Consider the following 21,392-nt stretch of genomic DNA (forward strand, 5'->3'; position numbering starts at 1 on the left):
GCCGGCGCAAGCCGGCGTGTCCGTTTCCAGCCTTAGCCAATCGAGGTCCCCATGCTCAAGCGCCTGCCGATCCTGTGTGCCGCCGTGTTCGCGCTCGCCGCCTGCAGCCACGACAGCGATACCGGCAGCGCGCCCGCCGCCCCGACCGCCAGCGGCACCGCGGCAACGGCGCCGGCCGTGCCTGCCGCGCCGGCTGCCAGCGGCAGCACGGCTCCGGCTCCCGCCGCCAGCACGCCGGCCAGCGCCGGCAGCGCCGAGACCACCGCACCGGCCAACGCGGCGGCGCCGCCGGGCGAGCCGTTCGCCGACACCGGCAAGTGGGTCGAGGGCAAGAATTACTTCCGCATCGAGCCGGCCCAGCCCAAGGCCACCTCCACCGACAAGATCGAGGTGACCGAGGTGTTCTCCTACGGCTGCCCGGCCTGCAACCAGTTCCACCCGATCGTCGAGCAACTGGCGGCGAGCCTGCCGTCCAACGCCGTGATGGCCTACCTGCCGGCCTCGTTCATCCCGCAGGAAAACTGGCCGATGCTGCAGCGCGCCTACTTCACCGCCAAGGCCCTGGGCGTGGCCGACAAGTGCAACGATGCGATGTACGACGCGGTGTGGAAGAGCGGCGAGCTCTCCGCCATGAACCCGGCCGGCAATGGCCTGAAGCCGCACGATGCACTGCCCACGATCGCCGACGCGGCCAAGGTATACGCCAAGTGCGGCGCCGACCCGAAGGAATTCGCCGCAGTCGCCAGTTCCTTCAGCATCAACACGCAGGCCAAGCGTGCCGACGATCTGGTCAAGGCCTACGGCGTGACCGGCACGCCGACGCTGGTGGTCGACGGCAAGTACCGCTTCAGCCCGAGTGATGCCGGCGGCTACCCGCAGACCATCGAGCTGACCAAGTGGCTGGTAGCCAAGGAAGCGGCGGGCAAGTAGCTCCGGCCATCGGGTTGCATCTGCAGGAGCGCACGGGATGCGCTCCTGCAATCGTTTGGGGCCCACGAAACTCGCGCCTCCCATGCGCGGTCGAAGTCGCGTTTCCGCGCATTGGATCCTCGCCGCGCCGACGAAGATGGTTCAATGGGCGGGATCCGCGCGGCCCGAACGCGCTGCCCACCATCCCTTCCCACGGAGACCTTCATGATCAAGCATCTCGCCCGCCTGCGCCTGTTCGCTCTGCTCGGCGGCCTGCTGCTGGCCAGCGCCTGCAGCGCCGCGCCGGACACGGCCGCGCCGTTCACCGAGGGCGACCAGTACGTGACGCTGCCCGCGCCGCAGCAGCGCCTGAGCCCCGAGGGCAAGGTCGAGGTGGTCGAGGTGTTCTCCTACGGCTGCATCCACTGCGCGCACTTTGCGCCGACCGCTGAAGAGCTGCGCAAGTCGTTGCCCAAAGGCGTGGTGTTCAAGCTGTTGCCGGCACCGTTCAATGACGCGTGGATGCCGTTCGCCCGCGCCTACTACGCGGCCAAGCAGCTGGGCGTGGTCCAGCGCACTCACCTGGCGCTGTTCAAGGCCAAATTCGAGGACAACTACCCGATCAACACGCTGGACGAGCTGGCCGACTTCTACGCCCGGCAGGGCGTGAACCGTGCGGAGTTCCTGCGCATCGCCAACTCCGAAGCGGCCACCGCGCAGATGAAGAAGGATTTCCAACTGCTGCAGAAGTGGCAGATCGACGGCACCCCGACCATCGTGGTCGACGGCAAGTACCGCAGCGGGCACGTGAAGTCGTTCGACGAACTGGTCAAGCTCACCCGGTGGCTGGTCGATCGCGAGCTGGTCGGCAAGTAACGCGGCGCGCCTCGCGTTCACGCGCGGCAGGCGATGCTGGTCGCGTTCCGGACGTCCGCGCCGTGCCAGGGCGAGGTCGGGGAAAACCTTCGACTTCGCTGCCGCCACGCCGAGGGCGAACGCTGTGAGGAATGACGACCGCCATGCTGCCCCCCCCATCGCCGCCCATGACCCGCGCCGCCAAATTCCCTTCGGACAAGGTTGCTTCAGAGAAGGCCGCTTCAGGCAAGCCCGACCCGCAGGCCGCCGCGGAACGCCGCCTGCGCCTGCTCAGCTGCAACATCCTGGCCGGCGCCAGCGTGCAGCGCTACAGCGAATACGTCACCCGCAGCATCAACGCCGTGCTGCCGGGTCGCAGCAAGCTGGACAACCTCGACCGCCTGGCCGAGGTGCTGCCGCAGTTCGACGTGATCGGGCTGCAGGAGGCCGATGCCGGCAGCCTGCGCTCGGGCTTCCTCAACCAGACGCGCTACCTGGCCGAGGCGTCCGGCCTGCCCTTCTGGAGCCACCAGCCGAACCGCCCGATGGCACGGCTGGCCCATTCGGCCAACGGACTGATCAGCCGGATGGAGCCCCACAGTGTCCACGACTATCCGCTGCCCAGCCGCATCCCCGGTCGCGGCGCGTTGCTGGTGCGCTATGGCGCGCAACCGGAGGCGCTGACGGTGATGATCGCCCACCTCTCGCTCTCGGCGCAGGCACGCGCGCGCCAGCTCGCCTTCATCGCCGAGGTACTGCACGACTACCCTAACGTGGTGCTGATGGGAGACCTCAACACCGAGGCGCACAGCGCCGAGATGCGCCACCTGTTCGCACGCTGCAGCCTGCAGCCGCCCGGGCAACCGACGCCAACCTTTCCCAGCTGGAAACCGCGGCGCGCGCTGGATCACATCCTGCTGTCCGAATCGCTCCAGCTCGAACGCGTCTGGGCCCTGCCGCAGGCGTTCTCCGACCACCTGCCGCTGGCGGCCGAAATCCGCCTGCCAACCACGCTGGCGCCGCGCGCCCACCGGTTACGCCGATGAACCGCACGCTGCGCCTGGTCCTGCCCTGGTTCACCCTCGCGCTGGTTGCGGTGGCTGCCGCCGCGCTGCGCTACGGCGTGATCGAACCGCCGGCGGTAGCCAACCTGTGTACCGCCAATGGCGGTCCCGGCTGGTGCGCCTGGCGGCAATGGGCGGTGCTCGGTTTCCTGAGCTACGGCTACGGCTACGCGGCGCTCACGGCTGCCTTCATCGCGCTGTTCTGGCGCCACCCGCTTCCGGCGTGGCTGGCCGCGGCGCTTGGGATGTCGGCATTGGTGCTGTACTGCTTCGAGGCCGGCGCCTTCGCCACGCTGGTGGGCGCATTACGCCTGTTGCGCGCGCAGGCCGACGGCATGCCAGGTAAGCAGTACCGGCAGAGCCAGCGCGAGGTTCAGCCCCAGCCATAGCCAGGCGGTGAAGTTGAGCCCCACTTCCTGCACCACTACCAGCGTGCCCAGCACCGGCAGCAACAGCGCCAGCAGGCGATGCTCAAGCGGCGGCGGTGCCGGCTGCGGATCCAGCCAGCCGGCCAGCGCATAGCCCACGCAAGGCAGTGCGAACAGGCCCAGCGGGAAATCGCGGTAGCGGCCATCGAACACCAGCAGCAGGTCGTACCAGGCCAGGCCGAACAACCAGCCCAATTGCAGCCAGGCGGGCGGGCGGCCGCCTTCACCCCTGGCCAGGCGCGAGGCGAAACCACGCGCCAGCCACAGCGCCGTTGCCGACGCGGCGACGCAGGCGGCGAGCGAGGCGCTCCACTCGAACAGGTCGCGGCAGGCGTAGAACATCTGCCGCGCCTGCCAGGCCAGCGCCGCGCCCGCCGCAAGCCCGGCCAGGCGCAGTGCGAGCCCTTCGCGCCATGGCTGCCGCCGCGAGAAGTCCACGCGCATCGCGAACAGCAGCATGCCCGCGACGCCGGCGACCCAGCCCCACCACCAGCGCGGCTCTTCCACCACCGGACCGGTCATCGCGAATTTCGGTCGCGCGTCGACATCGAAGATGCCCCAGTAACCGCCCACCGTGCCCTCCTGCGCGCGCTTCCACGGCTGGTCGAAGGCCTCGATCACGTTGTAGGGCATGTGCACGGTGGCGGCATAGGCGAGGAACTGGCGCAGGTAGCGCGCCTCGTTGACCAGCGTGGCGCGCGCTGCGCGGCGCGGGCGGCCTTCGCTGGGCCAGCCGGTTTCGCCGATCATCACCGGCTTGCCGGGAAACGCCTGCTGCATCCGCGCGTACACCTGGGCGACGTGGCGCACGGCGTGTTCCGGCGGCACGGGTTCGTCCTCCCAGTACGGCAGGATGTGGACGGTAAGGTAGTCGACCGCGCTGGCCATCTGCGGGTAGCGCAGCCAGAACTCCCACACGTCGGCATAGGTCACCGGCACCGATGCCGGGATCGCCGCGCGCACCTGCCGCACGTAGCCGGCCAGCCCCTGCGGCGACAGCTCTCCGCGCAACAGCACCTCGTTGCCGACGATCACTCCACGCAGCACGTCCGGGTTGGCCCTGGCCGTGGCGATGCCCGTTGCGACCTCGCGCGCGTTCGCCTCGGGATCGCGGCCCAGCCAGATGCCCATCAGCACCTTCATGCCATGGCGACGCGCAATCGCCGGCACCGCGGCCAGCCCCTGACCCTGCGAATAGGTGCGCACGCAGTCGAAACGCTGCGACAGCGCGCGCAGGTCGGCATCGATGCGCTCGGGGCTGATGAACGTCGCCGGGTCATATGGCGTTTCGCCGGGCCTGCGATAGGGCGCGTAGGAAACGCACGCAATGCGCGAGGAGGGTGCATCCGGCAACGCCACCGGACGTCCTATCCACCACCAGCCAGCGATGCCGGCGAGCGCTGCCGCCGCGAGCGAGACCCACACCGGCCAGTGCACGCGGGAGCGGAAGTACGAGGTGGTGGACATGTTTTCCAGGGACGGACGGCGACGCGGCAGCTTAACAAAGGCCCGGGCGATCCCCGCTGCCCCGGGCGTTCCTCCGGCTTCCGGGACCGACTCGGAGCAAAGCCGACTTTCGCTCTCGAAGCGTGCGCCTTTCTTGCTGCGGCAGAAGTGGCAAGAGCGACGCTCGATGCCGGTTAACGCTGCGCTTACCGCGCCTTACTACACTTGCAACAATGATCCAGCACACCCTCCCGGCCGCCCGCGCGCGGCGCGCCTTGTCGCACCTCCTGCTTGCCCTGGCCATCGGCTTCTGCCTGGCGGCGACGGCGCGTGCCGCACCTTCGCTGGCTGCGCAGCGCGTCGCGTTCAGGCAGGCCTGGGCGGTGGCGCAGCAGGGTGGCGACGGCTGGCGCAACTGGGCCAAGAGCCTGGCCGACTACCCGCTCTATCCCTACCTGGAGGAAGCCGCGCTCGAACACGACGTGGACACGCTGGACCGCGCCACCGTCACCGACTTCCTTGCCCGTTACCACGACCTGCTGCCGGCCGCCGACCTGCGCCGCGCCTGGCTGCGCAGCCAGGCGCGCCAGCAGCACTGGGACGACTTCCTGGCACTCTACCGGCCCGGCCTGGGCGACGCGCTCGCCTGCGACGCACTGCAGGCGAAACTCGCCCAGGGGGGTACCCTCGACTTCGAGCGCGACCTCGCCACACTGTGGGCCAAGCCCAGCCTGCCCAACGCCTGCGACACGGTGCTCGCCGCCGCCCACGATGCCGGCCTGCTCACCGACGCGCGCCTGTGGACGCGTATCGATCGCGCACTCGACGGCGGCCAGGCCGGCACGGTCGCCGCGCTGGCCGCCTGGCTGCCCGGCGAGGAGGGCAAGGTCGCCGCACGCCTGGCGCAGGCCTTGCGCGACCCGGCTGCGGCCGTCGCCGACGCAGCGAACTGGCCGGATACGCCGCGCCACCGCCAGGCTGCCGCGCTGGCTCTGCAGCGCCTGGCCCGCCGCGACACCGAGGCCGCCGACGCCGGCTGGCAGCGCTTGCGCCCCCGTTTCAGCTTCACGCCCACCCAGCGCGACGGCGTGCTCTACGCGCTGGCGCTGTACCACGCCACCGACTTCGACGAACACGCCCTCGTCCGCCTCGCGGCCCTGCCCGCCGATGCGCAGACCGCCACCAGCCGTGAATGGCGCGCCCGCGTCGCGTTGGCACGGCAGGACTGGCCCGCCGTGCTGGCCGCCCTCGACGCCATGCCGGCCGGGCAGCAGGACGAAGACGAATGGCGCTATTTCCGCGCCCGCGCGCTCGCCGCCACCGGCCATGCGGACCAGGCCGATGCGCTGTACGGCAAGCTCGCGCAGGAACCGACCTACTACGGCTTCCTCGCCGCCGACCGCGTGCAGGGCGACTACGCGATCTGCCCGCTCGACCCACCCGACGACCCGCAGCGCGAGCAGGACCTGCTCGCCCGGGCCGGCCTGCAGCGCGCCTTCGAACTGTTCGCCGTGGACTTGCCGCAGCTGGCCCGCCGCGAGTGGTCGCATGCGCTGGACGGCGCCGACGCGGGCACGCTGCGCTTGGCCGCACGGCTGGCCTACGAGCGGCAGTGGTACGACCGCGCCGTGTTCACTTATTCCAGCGGCGATGCGCTGCGCTACTACGACCAACGCTTCCCGCTGGCCAGCCAGGATGGCGTGGTGCCGCAGGCACAGCAGGCCGGCATCGATCCGTCCTGGGCCTACGCGATCGCACGTGCCGAGAGCGCCTGGATGAGCGACGCGCACTCCGGAGCCGACGCGCGCGGCCTGATGCAGCTCGTGCCGGCCACCGCAGCGCAGGTTGCGAAGAAGAACGGGCTCGATTGGAGCGGCGGCCAGTCGCTGTACGACCCGGTGGTCAACATCGTGCTCGGCACGCGCTACCTGGCGCAGATGGCCGCGCGCTATGGCGGCGCACCGTGGCTGGCGAGCGCCGCCTACAACGCCGGCCCGAACAAGGTCGACGCATGGCTGGACCAGCGCGGCAGCTTGCCCGCGGACCTGTTCGTGGCGACCATTCCCTACCATGAGACCCGCGACTACGTGGCCCGCGTGATGGCGTTCGCCGTGATCTACGACTGGCGCCTGTCCGGCAAGGCCCTGCCGCTGGCGTCGCGGATGCCGCCGGTCGGTCAGCCGTACCGCCTTCCGGACGTCCATTCGCCGCGCAGGGACGTCACCTGCCCCGCCACCTCGGCACCCGCTCCCGCCTCGAGCGCGGTGGCGGGCACCCCGCACTGACATGCGCCGCTATCTGGTCGGCGGTGCGGTACGCGACCGGCTGCTGGGCCGGCCGGTGGTCGACCACGACCACGTCGTGGTCGGCGCCACGCGCGAGCACATGCTGGCGCAGGGCTTCAGGCCGGTCGGCAAGGATTTCCCGGTGTTCCTGCACCCGGGCAACGGTGAGGAATACGCCCTTGCGCGCACCGAGCGCAAGACCGGCCGCGGCTACCACGGATTTGCCTTCCACGCCGACCCGGACGTGACGCTCGAAGAAGACCTGGCCCGCCGCGACCTCACCATCAACGCGATCGCCGAAGACGAGCACGGTGTGCTGGTCGACCCGTTCCACGGCCGGCGCGACCTCGAGCAGCGCGTGCTGCGGCACGTCTCGCCCGCCTTCGTGGAAGACCCGGTGCGCCTGCTGCGCGTGGCGCGCTTCGCTGCACGCTTCGCACCGCTGGGCTTCCGCGTGGCCGAGGAGACCATGGCGCTGATGCGCGACATGGTCGCCGGCGGCGAGGTCGACCATCTGGTCCCCGAACGTGTCTGGGCCGAAACCCGCCGAGCGCTGGCCGAGGCACAGCCGTCGGCTTTCCTTCGCGTGCTGCGGGACGCGGGCGCGCTGGCCGTGCTGTTTCCCGAGGTCGATGCCCTCTACGGCGTGCCGCAGCGGCCGGAGTACCACCCGGAAATCGATACCGGCGTGCACCTGGAGCTGGTGCTGGACATGGCCGCGCGGATCGCCCCGGGCGACGACCTGGTCGGCTTCGGTGCGCTGTGCCACGACCTGGGCAAGGCGTGCACCCCGGCCGACGTGCTGCCCAGCCACGTCGGCCACGAGCATGCCGGGGTCGCGCCGCTGCGGGCGCTGGCCACCCGGCTGAAGGTGCCGGCCGAGCATGCCGCGCTGGCCGAGCTGGTCTGCCGCGAGCACCTCAATGCGCACCGGGCGCTGGAACTGAAGCCTGCCACCGTGCTGCGCCTGCTGGCCAAGCTCGACGCGCTGCGCCGGCCGCAGCGGCTGGAGAGCTTCCTCGCCTGCTGTGAAGCCGACAGGCGGGGCCGGCTGGGCAGCGCGGAGGCGTCGTATCCGCAGGCGGAATTTCTGCGTGCGGCACGGGACGCGGCCGCCGCCGTGGCCTCGGCCGAATTCGTGGCGCGCGGACTGGCCGGCCCGGCGATCGGCGAAGCGATGGACAGGGCACGCGTAGCTGCCATCGCGGCCGTACCCAGGCCCGTCACCCACTGACTGTTTTGCTGTCCTTCCCTTCCGGAAGAGGAACGGTGAAGGGCCGAGGTGTGCGCAAACACGGCGCGAGCGCATGACATAAATCCGACATCCCTGTTGGCAGTTTGGGGCGAGCACGACTCCTCACCTCTTCCCGAAGCAACAAAACCAGGGGCCGGTGCACCGCACTACTAAGCACCGGCCAAGCCCTGCCATGTATAAAGGTGAGCTGCGTCCAGAACCCGCCAAGGGGTTGCCATGTCCTTGACCATCACGCCCAACCCACCGCTTCGCCTGCGCTTCCGCCCTTTGTGGTGGCTGGGGGTCACCTACCTGCTGATCGGCGTGGTCACGCGGATCGTGCTGCTGGCCATGTCCGGCCCCGGCGTACCGCCCAACCCGCTGTACTGGCTCTATGCCTTCGGCATCGGTGCCTGCTACGACCTGGTCACGTTGCTCTACGTGGCCTGGCCGATGCTGCTGTTCCTCTGGCTGATGCCGCGGCGCGCCTACGTGTCGCGCGCGGGCCAGTGGGCCCTCTACCTGCTTGCGTTGCTGCTGATGTACTGGCTGCTGTTCGTGGCCGCCTCGGAGTTCGTGTTCTGGGGCGAGTTCGGCGTGCGCTTCAATTTCATCGCGGTGGATTATCTGGTCTATACCACCGAGGTGATCGGCAACATCCGCGAGTCCTACCCGATCGGCCTGTGGATGAGCCTGATCGGCCTGCTCTCGCTGGCGATCGTGTGGCTGGGCCGGCGCTGGCTGCGCACGACCGACACAGGCAGCCGCCTGCTCGGCCGCAGCAAGGTGGTGCTGGGCTGGCTGGCGTTGACCGTGGTCTCGGTACTCGCCGTGAACGGCAGCATGAAGGACCACAGCGACAACATGTACGTCAACGAGCTGGCCGGCAACGGCATCTACCAGTTTTTCGCCGCCTTCCGCAGCAGCCACCTCGACTACTCGCGTTTCTACCGGACCCTGCCCGACCCGGTGGCGTTCGAGCGCGTGCGCAAGGCGCTCAAGACGCCCGACGCCAGCTACCTCGACGACGACCCCCAGGACCTCACCCGGGCGATCCGCAACCCGGGGCCCGAGCAGCACCTCAACGTGGTGCTGATCAGCGTGGAAAGCCTGTCGGCCGACTTCCTGAAGACCTTCGGCGCCAGCCACGGCGAAATCACCCCGCACCTTGACGCGCTGGCCAATGACAGCCTGTTCTTCGACAACGTCTATGCCAACGGCACGCGCACGGTGCGCGGCCTGGAGGCGCTGTCGCTGTCGATCCCGCCGACGCCCGGCGACTCGGTGCTGAAGATGCACCACAACGAGAACCTGTTCTCGCTGGCGGACATCTTCAATGATCGCGGCTACGTGTCCGAGTTCGTCTACGGCGGCTACGGCTACTTCGACAACATGAACTATTTCTTTGCCCACAACGGCTACGTGCCGGTGGACCGCAAGGACATTCCCAAGGGCGCCACCATCCACAGCGAGAACGTATGGGGCGTGGCCGACGAAGACCTGTACACGCTGGCGCTGGGCGAGATGGACAAGATCCACGGCGAGGGCAAGCCGTTCTTCCTGCACATCATGACTACCTCCAACCATCGCCCGTTCACCTTCCCCGCCGGCCGGGTGAAGGAGCGCAACGGCACGCGCGGGGGTGCGGTGGCCTATACCGACTGGTCGATCGCCGACTTCATCGAGCGGGCGCGCAAGCGGCCGTACTTCGGCGACACGGTGTTCGTGATCACCGCCGACCACGACGCGTCCAGCGCCGGCAAGACCAGCCTTCCGGTCAACCGCTACCACATCCCGCTGTGGATCTATGCGCCCGGGCACATCGCGCCGCAGCGCGTGCACCGCTTCATGAGCCAGATCGATATCCCGCCGACGCTGCTCGGGTTGCTCCACTTCAGCTACCGCAGCCGCTTCTTCGGCTATGACATCTTCCAGCTACCGCCGGGGCGCGAGCGCGCCTTCCCGGCCACGTACGAGAAGCTCGGCTATCTGCACAACGGTTTGCTGACCATCCTGGAGCCGCAGAAAAAGGTTGAGCAGATGCGACCGGATTTCGAGACCGGCGATGCGGCACCGGTGCGCCAGCGCGACCCGGAGGACCTCGACGACGCCACCGCGTACTACCAGGTGGCCGCCGAACTGTTCAAGCAGGGCAAGCTGGTGCGCCGTCCGGCAGATCGGACGCCGGTGCAGCCGCTGCCGGCGGAGGCGGGCAGTACCGCCTCCCCTTGAGCCTGGTTTCCTTCCTCCGGAGAGGTCGGAAGTAAGGTCCCGGCTCGCCCGGGACCTTCGACTCGGGCGTGGCGGCACGATGGGTACCGTCCACGCCATCTTTCCCCGCGAGCGTTGACTCTCAACGCGGCCCGCTCCCTGCGGGAGAGGGCGCAACGACGGCCTCCTGGCTCAGCCGGAAATCGCCAGCCGCTCGGAGCGGTAGAGCTGCATGGTCACCAGCGCGGCGATCAGCGCGGCCAGCGAGGTACCGGCCAGGCACAGCGCCAGCGGGATCGCGCCGACGCCCTCGCCGCGCACCAGGTCGAGGATGCCCAGGTGCTGGCCCAGCAGCGGCACCGCGTACATCCAGTGCTGCGGCTTGATCGGCATCACCATCAGGAAGATGCTCGGCAGGATCGGCACCATCATCAGCAGCGAGAGGTAGGTCTGCGCCTCGCGGTAGCTCTTGGCGAAGGCGGCCACCAGCGACTGCAGCGCGCCGAGCAGCACGATCAACGGCAGCTGCAGCAGCAGCACGTGCAGGGCGAAAGATGGGCCCAGGTGGACTTCCATGCCGAGCTTGTCGGTCGGGATGAAGCGGCCGACCACCGAGAACGCGACCAGGCAGATCACCAGGCTGGCGGTGGAGAACGCGCAGATCGCCGCCAGCTTGCCGAGGAACACCTTCCAGCGCGGCACCGGATTGGCGAACAGCGGTTCCAGCGATTGCCGCTCGCGCTCGCCGGCGGTCAGGTCGATCGCCAGGTACATGCCGCCGATGAAGATGGTCAGCACGAACAGGTACGGCAGCATGTTGAACATCAGCACCGCGCGCGATTGCGCCGTGGCCTGGTCGCGCTTGGCCACCATCACCGGCGAGGCCAGCGCCGGCGAGAGGCCACGCGCCACCAGCCGCATCGCACCCTGCTGCCGGGAGTAGTTTTCCACCAGCTTGGTGACCCGATCGACCGACGTGCCCGAGTCACGCTGGGAGGAGTCGTAGATCAGCTCTACCTGCACCGGCTCGCCCTTGCGCCAGGCCTTGGGATAACCGGCGGAGATGCGCAGCACCAGGTCGGCCTGCTGGTCGCGCACGGCCTGTTCCGGATTGGCGAGCGCCGGCTGCGGCAGCACGCCGCCGGCCTTCAGCGCGCCGACCAGGTTGGGCGCGTACTGCGCGCCGATCACCGGCACCTTGAGTGGCTGTTCGGCCTTGTCCAGTTCGCGGTTGACGGTGAAGCTGATCAGCATTGTGAACAGCAGCGGCGTCAGCAGCGGGCCGGTGAGGAACGCGCTGATCAGCGTGCGCCGGTCACGCAGGTTCTCGCGCACTTCCTTCAGGAACACCGTCAGGAACGCGCGGCTGCGCCGCAACGGGTGGGTCTCCATCTTGTTCATGCGGCCAGTCCCTCATCGGTGCCGATCAGTTTCACGAAGGCTTCTTCCAGGTTGGCCTCGCCGGTCTGGGCGCGAAGCGCGTCGGGCGTCTCGTCGGCCACCACGCGGCCATGCGCGATCACCACGATGCGATCGCACAGGGCGGCCACCTCCTGCATGATGTGGCTGGAGAACAGCACGCAGCGGCCCTCCGCCTTGAGCTTCAGCATGAACTGACGCAGCGCGCGGGTGGCCATCACGTCCAGGCCGTTGGTCGGCTCGTCCAGGATCACGTTGCGCGGGTCGTGCACCAGCGCACGGGCGATCGCGGTCTTCACCCGCTGGCCCTGCGAGAAGCCCTCGGTACGGCGGTCGGCGATGTCGGCCATGTCCAGCGCCTCGATCAACGCTTCGCGGCGGCTGCGCACCTCGTCGTCGGGCAGGCCCTGCAGGTGCGCGAAATAGTCGATGTTCTCGCGCGCGGTCAGGCGCTTGTACAGGCCGCGCGCATCGGGCAGCACGCCCAGGTGGCGGCGCACCGTGAGCGCGTCGGTGGCCGCGTCCACGCCGTCGACCAGCACCTGCCCGCGGTCGGGCTTCATCAGCGTGTAGAGCATGCGCAGCGTGGTGGTCTTGCCGGCGCCGTTGGGACCGAGCAGGCCGGTGATCTCGCCGTCGCGGGCGGTGAAGCTGACGCCGTCGACGGCTTTCACCGCGCCGAACGCCTTGTGCAGGTCCTTGACCTCGATCATGGGGTCGCTCCGTTGAAGTCGATGAACAGCGGGGTCGGTTGCAGGCGATCCAGGCAGCTGGCGTCGAGCTTCTTCGGATCCGGATCCTTGATGAATCGCTCTACCAGCTGGGGCGCGCAGCCGGCGCCGATGACGTTGTGGCCCTGGCCCTTGAGCACCAGATGGCGAGCGTTGGACAGGTGCGAGAGCACCTCCTCGCCGTAGCGCGGCGGCGTCACCGGGTCGTACTGGCCCGAGAGCAGCAGCGTGGGGATGGACGTCTGCAGCGGCTGGTGGAAGTCGGCCGGCCGGGTACCGTGCGGCCACACCGAGCACACCGCCTGCAAGGTGTCGATCATGCGCGTGCCCAGGATGGTGTTGGCGTCCTGCGGACGGGGCGTGAGCAGGTCGGCGTCCTCGCTGCAGATCACCGAGGACTGCATGCCGCCGTTCATGCTGTCGCCCAGGTCGCCGCTGATCAGCTTGGCCTGCCCCAGCAGCGGGCCGACGTCGCCGTGCGCCGCCGCGTCGATCGACAGCGGCAGCAGTGCGGCGGTGACCGGCGAGTAGGCGAACAGGCGCACCACGCTGGCCACCGCGTCATCGCTGAGCGTGCGCTCGACGCTCTGGTAGGTCTGCGGATCGCGGAAGCTGACCTTGTGCGGGTTGGCGCGCAACGCGTCGCGCAGCTGGTAGAGCGTCTGGTAGGGATCGCCGAAGCGCGCCTTGCACGCAGGCTCCGCCGAGCAACGGGCGAACTGCGCCTTCAGCGCGTCGTCCAGGTTGCGCGCGAAGTCCTCGCCCAGCACCAGCGAGTTGGGCGCGACGCCGTCGAGCACGATGCTGCGCACGGCGTCGCCGTGGTGCATCGCGTATTGCTGCGCCACACGGGTACCGTAGGAAACGCCTACCAGGTCGAAGCTGGGCGCACCCAGCGCCTGGCGCGCGTCCTCCAGGTCGGCAACCGCAGCGGTGGTGGTGTAGAAGCGCGGGTCGGCCTTGGCCTGCACTTCCTTCAGGCACTGCGCCACCTGCGTGCGCAGCCGCTCGGCGTCGAAGCCGGCGATCGGCGCGGCCTTGTCCTGCTGGTCGGCGGCCTTGCAATCCAGCGGATTGGACTTGCCGGTGCCGCGCTGGTCGATCAGCAGCACATTGCGATGGGCCAGCAGCGGCTCGAGCGCCGGAGCCACCGTCGGCCAGGTTTCGGTTGCCGCCTGGCCGGGACCGCCGGCGAGGAACACCAGCATGTCCTTGGCCGGCACCTGCGCATCCGAGCGGACCACCGCCAGGTTCAGCGTGATCCGGCGGCTGTGCGGGTCGGCGCGGTTCTCCGGCACCTGGAACGGTGCGCACCAGGCGGCGGTGGTCAACCCACTGTCCGGCCGGCCCAGTTCGCAGGCGGTCAGGGTGAGCTGGCCGAGTTTCCAAGTACGCGGTTTCGCCGCCGCCTGCGGCTTGGCCGGCACGACGTCGGACGCCGGACCTTCGCCCGCTGCGGCCGGGCCGTGCGGGCGGAACTGGTTCCACGCCAGCAGGCCAAGCCCGACGGCAACCACGACGATGCGCAACGCGGTGCGCGCTTTCAGAGCCATGTCCTCAATCCCCTTCCCGTTCGAGTAATTGTCCAAGCCAACGCCGTAGCGCCGGTGCAGCTTGCCAGCCGTCGATGTCCACGCTGAACCCGGTGTGCCGTCCATCGCCGAAGGCGGCCGCGCGCGACGCCGGGACGTCGCCTGCTGCAGGTGCGGCTTCCTGCCATGCCGGCAGGCGCATGCAGAGCATGGCGAGCAGTACGGCGGCGATGGCGGCAGTGCGGCGACTCATGACGACCCCTCCTACAGCGACCAGTACCGATAGCGCAGGCGCGCCTGGAGCTGGGCCAGCACGTAGCAGCTGAACAGCACCATCGGTGCGGCAACGAACGGCACCTCGGCCAGCTTCAGCGCCTGGACGAAGAACAGTGCCAGTACCACGCCCGCACCGGCGATGAAGGCGATCACCATCGCCTCCATTTCCAGCCGTCGGCGCATTTCGTCCATGCATTGCATGTGGCGGAACTCGGCCCAACCGGTCCAGGCGTAGCTCGCCATCAGCCCCGTCATCGCCAGCATCCGGCCCACCGGCGACAGGTGCTTGGCGTAGCGGGAGAACAGCACCAGGACCACCAGCATGACCGTGGTGGGCAGCCACATGTGGCGCGCGTAGCGATGAAGCAATTTGTTCATTCCCTGTCCTCCGCCGTCAGTCCGGCTCGAAGATCGTTTCGATGGACTGCCCGAACAGCCGCGCGATCTTGAAAGCCAAGGGCAGGCTGGGGTCGTACTTGCCCGTTTCGATCGCGTTGATGGTCTGGCGCGACACGTCCAGCCGCTCGGCGAGGTCCGCCTGTGACCAGCCCCGGTCGCCGCGCAGTTCGCGTACCTGGTTCTTCATGGGAGACCCGGTCCCGGGCCGGCGCCGGCCGGGACCCGGGCCAGCGGCTTCGGACACCGATGGGCCGAGGGCAGCATGGCCATGGCATCAATCCTTGTCGGCCGCGCGGCGCAGTCGCCGCCACAGCAGCACCCCCAGCAGTAACAGCACGCCTGGCGCCAGGCCGAACAACAGGCCCGTCTGGAAAGCGTCCAGCCGCCCGTGCCACCAGGCCACCCCCAGCACCATCAGCACCAGCACGCCCAGCAGGCACAATTGCCATCCCGGCGAGCTGCCCTCGCAGCCCGCGCTGCCGCCGTAGTGGCGCACCAGCAGCCACCAGCGCGCGGCGCCGTAACCGAGCATCGTCACCGGGAACACCCAGATCAGGATGCTGCCGCGCAGCGCCAGCACGCCCGCTGCGTCCAGAAACCCGCCGACCAGGCTGAGCGCACCGAGCAACGCGGTGGCGGCCCCCAATGCCAGCAGGTGGACGCGCTGCTCGAATTCGTCGCTGGCACCGATCCGCCGCGCCATCAGGCCGATCACGAACAGCATCGGCAGCACCGGGACCACCGCCAGCACCACCTTCAGCGGCACGCTCGCGGCGGTGCGGCTGAGCGGCCAGACCAGCAGCATCGCGGCCATGTAGGCCACCATCGCCAGGCTGAGTTGGTTGCGATACTGCTTTTCGGTGAAGCGGGCCATGGCGGTCGCCGGATGTAAAGTGTGCTTGACATGAAGCGTAGGCAACCGGCGCCGACGTGTCAAGCACGCTTTACAAAATCCATCCGGTGCGGCTTCCCAGGATGAAGATCTTGTGAAAAAATGAGAACCGTGTCACAGACGTCAACTTAGTGACACGGCGCGGCAGTTGGGGGACAAGCCGCGTCAAGCCGTCAAATCCTTGGCTGCTGCAGCACCCGCGCGCTGGAAGCCGCCCCGCAGCCTCAAATCCCCAGCAAACACCCGCCTGTGCGCCCTGCACACAGCCGCTTGGCACGGCTGTTGCCGAGCGAACCCGGCACTTAGCCCATTCCCGGAGAAGACCCATGCTGTTCAAGAAGACCTTGCTCGCTTCCGCCTTGCTTGCTCTTGGCGGCTTTGCCGTCAGTGCCACGGGTGCCACCAGCCCGGCCTCCGCGAGTTTCCAGATCAAGCTGACCATCGCCAAGGCTTGCTCGGTGACGACCAGTGGCCCCCTGGACCTCGGCACCGTTGATTCCAACCAGTCCACCGACGCAACAGCCAACGCGAGCAACATCAGCGTGACGTGTTCGAAGAAGCTCCCCTACAGCGTTGGCTTGACGCCGAGCTCCAGCAGCACCGACGGCACCGGCACCATGAAGGGCACCATCGCCGGCAATACGGACACCATCGCCTACGCGCTGTACCAGAACGCCGGGAACACCACGGCCTGGGGCAACACCGCGAGCAACAGCCTGACCGCCGCCAACGGACTGGCTGCCGGCACCGGTTCTGCGCAGACCTACAAGGTCTACGGCAAAGTGCTGTCGGCGAATCTCAATGTAATGCCCGATTCGTACTCGGATTCCATCGCAGTCAACGTGACCTACTGAAAAGGCGATGGTCGGGCGCTTACTCTTCCGCCTGTTGCTGTGCGCCGGCCTGGCCCTGGCCGGCGCTGGCGCATGGGCCAGCGGCCTGCAGGTCGCACCGGTCTCGCTTACGTTGCAGCCCGTGCAGCACGCCGACGGGTTGTGGCTGAGCAATACCGGTTCCGACCAGGTGCACGCGCAGGTACGCGTGTACCGCTGGACGCAGGCAGAAGGCACGGACCAGCTCACGCCCTCGCAGGAACTGGTGATCAGTCCGCCGATGCTCGGCATCCAGCCGGGCGGGCGCCAGCTGATCCGGGTCATCAGGATCGGTGCGCCGCCCTCGGGCATCGGCGCCGTGGAAGCGGCTTACCGGCTGGCCATCGACGAACTGCCGATCCAGAACACAGGCAAGAAGGGCCTGCAGTTCGTGCTGCACTACTCGGTGCCGGTCTTCGTCGAGCCGCAGGGGGCGGCAAAGGTGGCCCCCACCCTGCACTGGGCGCTGCAGCACGAAGGCGACCACACGGCATTGGTGGTGTCCAACACCGGCAGCGGCCACGCGCAGTTGTCCGAGATCAGCTACGTCGACCGCGCAGGCCATCGCACGGCCATCGCCGGCGGCCTGCTGGGTTATGTGCTCCCAGGAGCCACCATGCACTGGACGCTCAAGCAGTCGGCGACGGTTTTCGCCGGAACCGGCACGCTGGAGGCAACGATCAATGGCGCGAAGGCCACGCAAACGGTCTCGCTGGCCGATCGCGCTCGCTGAGTCGCTGCTGCTGCCCTGTCTGATCGCCATCGCCCCTCGCGCGTCGGCGGTCGACCTGGGCAGCAGCCAGGGCGCAGCCGACGGGACCGCCCTGGCGCTCGATCCGGTGGGCGCGATGGCCGCCATCGACGCCACCGATCTGTACCTCGACCTCACCCTCAATGGCACCTATCGCGGCCTGACGCACTTCGGCTACCGCGACGGCAAGCTGTGGGCCTCGCGCGCCACCTTGCAGCAGTTGGGCTTCATGCTGCCAGTGGACAGCCCCGACCCGATCCGCCTGGACAGCCTGCCCGGCGTGCAGGTGCGCTATGACGCGCAACAGCAGACGGCGGCGCTCACCGTCCCGCTGAAACTGCTGCAGCTGCCTACCAGCGTCCTCAAGCCGCCGGGTCCGCCGGTCCCGCACGCCAGCGCCTCGCCGGGCGCGCTGCTCAACTACAACCTCTACGCTACCCACGACACGCAGGGCAATGCCACCGCCAGCGCCTACACCGAGCTGCGCCTGTTCGGCGGCGCTGGCGTGCTGAGCAGCACGGGGCTGACCCAGGCCAACCGCGCCGATGGCGATTGGCGCGGCCGTTCGGTGCGCCTGGACACCACCTGGACCAGCTCATTTCCCGAGCACATGCTCACGCTGCAAGTGGGTGACACGCTCACCGGTGGCGCGTCGTGGTCGCGCCCGACGCGCATCGGCGGCGTACAGATCGGCACCGACTTCGCGTTGCAGCCCTACCGGGTCACAGCGCCGCTGCCGCAGTTCCTCGGCCAGGCCACCCTGCCCTCGCAGGTCGAGCTGTACATCGACGGCATGAAGCAGTACAGCGGCCAGGTGCCGGTCGGCCCGTTCCAGCTCAACGCGGTCCCGGGCATCAATGGCGCGGGTAACGCACAGCTGGTGCTGACGGATGCGCTGGGGCGCGTCACCACAGTCGACTTCTCGCTGTACGACACCCAGCAGCTGCTGCAGAAGGGGCTGACCGACTGGTCGGCCGGATTCGGCTTCGTACGCGAGGACTACGGCCTGCGCTCGTTTTCCTATGGACATGATCCCATGGCCAGCGGCAGCTGGCGCCGCGGCCTGACCGACCAGGTCACCGCCGGCGCGCACGCCGAACTGACCCAGGGTCTGGCCAATGCCGGCGTCGGTGGCGACTGGCTGCTGGGTACCGCGGGCGTGCTCTCCGGATCGGCAGCTCACAGCAGCTACCACGGCCTCGGCGGCTCGCAGCTGAGCCTGGGCTACCAGTGGATCAACAACCGCTTCAACTTCAGCGCCCAGGGCACCCGCAGCAGCAGCGGCTACCGTGACGTGGCCGCGCTGTACGGCAGCCCGTCGCCCCGGCTGAGCGCCAGCGCGCAGGCCGGCATCAGCACCCGCTCGCTGGGCAACTTCGGCATCAGTTACGTGCACCTGCGCTACCTGGAGCAGACCAGCCGCTACGCCAGCGGCTACTGGTACCGATCGCTGGGCCGCAGCGCCTCGCTCAGCCTGAACCTCAACCAGAACCTGGACGACGCACGCGACCACAGCGTGTTCCTGAGCTTCAGCCTGTCTCTGGACGACCGCACCTACATGAGCGCCGGCCTGGACCACCAGGGTAGCCGCAACATGGTCGACACCAGCATCGCCCGCTCGTTGCCCACCAAGGGCGGCTTCGGCTGGCGTGCGCAGACGCAGCAGGGCGAGGGCACCCGCTCCGGCCTGGCCGAGCTGGATTACCTGGGCCGCTACGGCCAGGTGCAGGCAGGCGTCATGCGCTTCAGCGGCGACAGCACCGCCTTCGCCGGTGGCAACGGCGCGCTGGTGCTGATGGATGGCCATGCCTTCGCCGCTCGCAGCATCTACAACGGTTTTGCGGTGGTATCCACCGATGGCATACCCGATGTGCCGGTGAAGCTGGAGAACAACCCGATCGGCCACACCGACGCGCACGGCCTGCTTCTGGTCACGCCGCTCAATGCGTACCAGAACAACAAGCTGAGCATCGACCCGATGCAGCTGCCGGCCGACGTGCGCGTAGGCCAGATCGACCTGCAGGCTTCGCCCACTGACCGCGCCGGCACGCTGGTGCGCTTCGACCTCGAGCCGCATCGTTCGGCTTCGGTGCTGCTGCGCGATGCCGCCGGCAAGCCGTTGCCACTCGGGAGCGAGGTGCGCGTGCGCGGGCAGGCCGGGGAGGCGGCGCTGGTCGGCTTCGACGGCGCGGCCTACCTGGACACATTGGGCGAGCACAACGTGCTGGAGGTGAGCCTGCCCGCGGGAGGCCGCTGCAGCAGCCGCTTCGATTACCGCCAGCAGGGTGAGGGCATTCCGCAGGTCGGGCCGCTCACCTGCACGAAGGAGAACGCGCCATGATCCGACGCATTAGCACCTGGCTGTGGCTGGGCGGATTGTTCATCCTGTGCCAGTGGTTGGCGCCCGCCGGCATGGCCCCGTTGAATGCGGCGCAGGCCAGCGTGGCCGGCATCACTTGCCAAGGCACGATCACCGACATCAATTTCGGCAATGTGGATGCTTCTACGGTCGGGATCGGGCTCTTGAACGGAAACAGCAATCTGCAGACGACAGGCTTCCTCACTTATTACTGCACGAACACGACCGTGGCTCAAAAGGACGTTGTCGTCTGCATCGGTCTTGGTAATCCATCCGGCACTCCGACCCGGTCTCTCAGCGGCCCGGCAGGTAGTGTTCTGAACTACCAGCTTTTCAAGGATGCCTCCAATACGAACAGCTGGGGCAGCAGCACTGGTCAAGCCAATTGGGGTACCCCCTACGTCAGAACCATTTCAGTACCGGCCGGCGGAACGTCGACTCCAGTTACCGAACCGATCTACGCGACTATAACTAGCGATCAATCTTTCTGGGGCGGCGGGGCAGGCAGCTATGGGGCGCTGTACGGCCCAGGCAACGTTGCCTTCGATATCGGCCCGTCCGGTGGCCAGTGCACGCCAGGCGGTGGCAGCATCGAAGGGTTCAAGGTCTCTGCAAACATGCAGGCGACCTGCAACGTGCAGACCAATCCGTTGGTCTTTCCGACGCCCGTGAACGGTGACCCCAGCAATACGACCGCAACCGCAACACTGACGGTCACGTGCAATGGCTTCTTTACCCAACATACGGGCTACCGGGTGGGTCTGGACAATGGGTTGCACTACTCCGGCAACGTGCGGCACATGCTCGGAGGCCCCACGCACAGCGACCTGATCGGCTACCAGCTCTATCAGGACGGCGGCAATAACACTGTGTGGGGCTATACGGATCAAATTGATACGCAGACCAGCCAGCAAGGCACGAAAACGTTCACCGTTTATGGCAAGGTCGAGCCGAACCAAGGATTACCCCCAGCCGGCGATTATTTCGACGTGGTGACCGTGTACGTCTATTACTGAGCACCGACGGCTGCGGCCTGCGAAGATCGTACAACGAGCATTCCGCTCAATAGACGACCCGCACCACCACCTGGTCCTCATAATCGCCCACCGGCACCCGCTGCCCCGCCGGCACCGAGCCCGAAAGCGCCAAATGTATCGGGGTCTGCCCCAGCCCCTTGACGTGGATGGCTTCGCCCGCGCGCCAGGGCGCGCCATTGGCGCGCACCTCGTAGGCGACGCGGTCGCCGCTGGGAGCCTGCAGCGTGCGGTTGCCCTCGAGGTAGACGGCCGCCGGCGTGCCGCGTGCGCAGGTCACGTCGATCGCACCCGGCGAGGCGGTACCCGTGACAGGGCCACCGGACGCATAGTCGGAGAGGGCCAACGGCTGGGTCTGCACGCTGCAGGAAGCGACCACCCGCAGCGTGACCCGCAAGGTACCCGAGACCTGGTCGGCAGCGGCCGGGCCGGGCAACAGGGCAAGCAGGGAGGCAGCCAGACCGCAGGTCGCAGATTTCCCGAACCGACTCGCCATATCCAAACCCTCGACGCACCCCGGGCCAGTCCCGGCAGCTAAAGGGGCTTTCGGCACCGCCGGCGTGGGCTTTATGGCGCGCGTCGGCTTTCCGTCCGAAAGCGTGAACGCCGTCACATTTTGCGTGCGGTTCGGGCGTGGCGATGGTTTAGCGGAGCGCCCGTTAGGCAGGCGCATCCGTTGGCGGGTTACTTATCGA

The 21,392-nt window shown here is 68.4% G+C and carries 20 protein-coding genes; 11 read left to right on the top strand and 9 right to left on the bottom strand.

Translation table 11 applies throughout. The features are described 5' to 3' along the window. Positions 1-51 precede the first annotated feature (51 nt). From BMZ38_RS04890 to BMZ38_RS04905, 4 genes are all read left to right on the top strand, one after another. Positions 52-930 (top strand): thiol:disulfide interchange protein DsbA/DsbL, encoded by an 879-nt coding sequence (locus BMZ38_RS04890; protein ID WP_091334866.1) that lies wholly within the window; start codon positions 52-54, stop codon positions 928-930. 204 nt (positions 931-1,134) lie between these two features. After that, complete coding sequence (locus BMZ38_RS04895; RefSeq protein WP_091334869.1) at positions 1,135-1,785, top strand: thiol:disulfide interchange protein DsbA/DsbL; 651 nt, start codon at positions 1,135-1,137, stop codon at positions 1,783-1,785. A 143-nt stretch (positions 1,786-1,928) separates the two neighbouring features. Beyond that, positions 1,929-2,810 carry an endonuclease/exonuclease/phosphatase family protein gene (locus BMZ38_RS04900; RefSeq protein ID WP_245747184.1) on the top strand — a complete coding sequence of 294 codons (882 nt, stop codon included), beginning with the start codon at positions 1,929-1,931 and terminating at the stop codon, positions 2,808-2,810. Continuing rightward, a complete protein-coding gene (locus BMZ38_RS04905) occupies positions 2,807-3,217 on the top strand; it encodes a hypothetical protein (protein WP_091334873.1) in 411 nt (136 codons plus the stop codon). Before BMZ38_RS04900 ends, BMZ38_RS04905 begins: the two co-directional genes overlap by 4 nt. Here the strand turns inward: BMZ38_RS04905 and BMZ38_RS04910 are convergent. Beyond that, positions 3,134-4,723, bottom strand: coding sequence for a glycoside hydrolase family 17 protein (locus BMZ38_RS04910; protein ID WP_091334875.1), 1,590 nt, complete (start codon positions 4,721-4,723; stop codon positions 3,134-3,136). The genes BMZ38_RS04905 and BMZ38_RS04910 overlap by 84 nt on opposite strands. A 254-nt stretch (positions 4,724-4,977) precedes the next feature. Between BMZ38_RS04910 and BMZ38_RS04915 the strand changes: the two genes are divergently transcribed. The 3 genes from BMZ38_RS04915 (at position 4,978) to BMZ38_RS04925 (ending at position 10,453) form a co-directional block, all read left to right on the top strand. Further along, on the top strand, positions 4,978-6,987 hold the full coding sequence (locus tag BMZ38_RS04915) for a transglycosylase SLT domain-containing protein (protein ID WP_245747185.1): 2,010 nt from the start codon (positions 4,978-4,980) through the stop codon (positions 6,985-6,987). Position 6,988: 1 nt separating this feature from the next. Beyond that, positions 6,989-8,221 carry a multifunctional CCA addition/repair protein gene (locus BMZ38_RS04920; protein ID WP_091334878.1) on the top strand — a complete coding sequence of 411 codons (1,233 nt, stop codon included), beginning with the start codon at positions 6,989-6,991 and terminating at the stop codon, positions 8,219-8,221. A gap of 237 nt (positions 8,222-8,458) precedes the next feature. Beyond that, entirely contained in the window at positions 8,459-10,453 is a 1,995-nt protein-coding gene (locus BMZ38_RS04925; RefSeq protein ID WP_091334880.1) for an LTA synthase family protein, read from the top strand. A 171-nt stretch (positions 10,454-10,624) separates the two neighbouring features. Here the strand turns inward: BMZ38_RS04925 and BMZ38_RS04930 are convergent, their stop codons facing one another. From BMZ38_RS04930 to BMZ38_RS04960, 7 genes are all read right to left on the bottom strand, one after another. Further along, positions 10,625-11,833 (bottom strand): ABC transporter permease, encoded by a 1,209-nt coding sequence (locus tag BMZ38_RS04930; RefSeq protein WP_425431858.1) that lies wholly within the window; start codon positions 11,831-11,833, stop codon positions 10,625-10,627. Continuing rightward, positions 11,830-12,564, bottom strand: coding sequence for an ABC transporter ATP-binding protein (locus BMZ38_RS04935; protein ID WP_091334882.1), 735 nt, complete (start codon positions 12,562-12,564; stop codon positions 11,830-11,832). The genes BMZ38_RS04930 and BMZ38_RS04935 overlap by 4 nt, the downstream gene beginning before the upstream one ends. Beyond that, on the bottom strand, positions 12,561-14,135 hold the full coding sequence (locus BMZ38_RS04940; RefSeq protein ID WP_091334884.1) for an alpha/beta hydrolase: 1,575 nt from the start codon (positions 14,133-14,135) through the stop codon (positions 12,561-12,563). The genes BMZ38_RS04935 and BMZ38_RS04940 overlap by 4 nt, the downstream gene beginning before the upstream one ends. Before the next feature lie 4 nt (positions 14,136-14,139). Then, positions 14,140-14,367, bottom strand: a complete 228-nt coding sequence (locus BMZ38_RS04945; protein ID WP_091334886.1) for a hypothetical protein — start codon at positions 14,365-14,367, stop codon at positions 14,140-14,142. 11 nt (positions 14,368-14,378) lie between these two features. Beyond that, a complete protein-coding gene (locus BMZ38_RS04950) occupies positions 14,379-14,768 on the bottom strand; it encodes a hypothetical protein (RefSeq protein ID WP_091334888.1) in 390 nt (129 codons plus the stop codon). Between the two features lie 16 nt (positions 14,769-14,784). Then, complete coding sequence (locus tag BMZ38_RS04955) at positions 14,785-14,976, bottom strand: helix-turn-helix transcriptional regulator (protein ID WP_091334890.1); 192 nt, start codon at positions 14,974-14,976, stop codon at positions 14,785-14,787. Between the two features lie 87 nt (positions 14,977-15,063). After that, positions 15,064-15,663: a hypothetical protein gene (locus BMZ38_RS04960; protein WP_091334893.1), complete on the bottom strand. Its 600-nt coding sequence runs from the start codon at positions 15,661-15,663 to the stop codon at positions 15,064-15,066. Positions 15,664-16,007: 344 nt separating this feature from the next. Here BMZ38_RS04960 and BMZ38_RS04965 point away from each other — a divergent pair, with 344 nt between their 5' ends. From BMZ38_RS04965 to BMZ38_RS04980, 4 genes are read left to right on the top strand one after another with little or no spacing between them, the layout of a single operon-like run. Further along, positions 16,008-16,535 carry a Csu type fimbrial protein gene (locus BMZ38_RS04965; protein ID WP_091334895.1) on the top strand — a complete coding sequence of 176 codons (528 nt, stop codon included), beginning with the start codon at positions 16,008-16,010 and terminating at the stop codon, positions 16,533-16,535. A gap of 7 nt (positions 16,536-16,542) precedes the next feature. After that, a complete protein-coding gene (locus BMZ38_RS04970) occupies positions 16,543-17,286 on the top strand; it encodes a fimbrial biogenesis chaperone (protein WP_091334898.1) in 744 nt (247 codons plus the stop codon). Then, complete coding sequence (locus BMZ38_RS04975; RefSeq protein ID WP_091334900.1) at positions 17,237-19,645, top strand: fimbria/pilus outer membrane usher protein; 2,409 nt, start codon at positions 17,237-17,239, stop codon at positions 19,643-19,645. Before BMZ38_RS04970 ends, BMZ38_RS04975 begins: the two co-directional genes overlap by 50 nt. After that, the gene (locus tag BMZ38_RS04980) at positions 19,642-20,679 is read left to right on the top strand and encodes a Csu type fimbrial protein (RefSeq protein ID WP_091334902.1); all 1,038 of its coding nucleotides are present in this window, start codon (positions 19,642-19,644) and stop codon (positions 20,677-20,679) included. Before BMZ38_RS04975 ends, BMZ38_RS04980 begins: the two co-directional genes overlap by 4 nt. Before the next feature lie 46 nt (positions 20,680-20,725). Here BMZ38_RS04980 and BMZ38_RS04985 read toward each other — a convergent pair whose 3' ends face one another. Next, positions 20,726-21,193, bottom strand: coding sequence for a spore coat protein U domain-containing protein (locus BMZ38_RS04985; RefSeq protein ID WP_091334904.1), 468 nt, complete (start codon positions 21,191-21,193; stop codon positions 20,726-20,728). Positions 21,194-21,392: the final 199 nt, after the last annotated feature.

This window comes from Frateuria terrea (assembly GCF_900115705.1).
Classification (GTDB): Bacteria; Pseudomonadota; Gammaproteobacteria; order Xanthomonadales; family Rhodanobacteraceae; genus Frateuria_A; species Frateuria_A terrea.